1 pseudogene is annotated in these 239 nt (G+C 40.6%); it reads left to right on the forward strand.

Annotated elements, in window-relative coordinates:
• Window positions 1-77, forward strand: a pseudogene (locus AB4585_RS27485) (peptidylprolyl isomerase); the annotation flags it as partial.
• Window positions 78-239: the final 162 nt, after the last annotated feature.

Genomic DNA, 239 nt, shown 5'->3' on the forward strand with positions numbered 1-239 from the left:
AGGGTGAAACCTTAGTACCACATCTAGTTAAGACTAAATTCGGTTGGCACGTGGTCAAAGTATTGTACCGAGTGTAATAAACTCTTTGAGTGTTACTAATTCGTTAATGTGAAAAGCCAGTCAATCGACTGGCTTTTATGTATTAGGACTCGCTCTCGATAAGATGCTCATCCGCTAACCTTTGTTTTTGAGTCTCTTTGATGTCAGCCCACGATCCACCAGCATTGATTCCATCTAAA

The organism is Vibrio sp. 10N.222.49.C9 (assembly GCF_041474985.1).
In the GTDB taxonomy this organism is placed as follows: domain Bacteria; phylum Pseudomonadota; class Gammaproteobacteria; order Enterobacterales; family Vibrionaceae; genus Vibrio; species Vibrio crassostreae_C.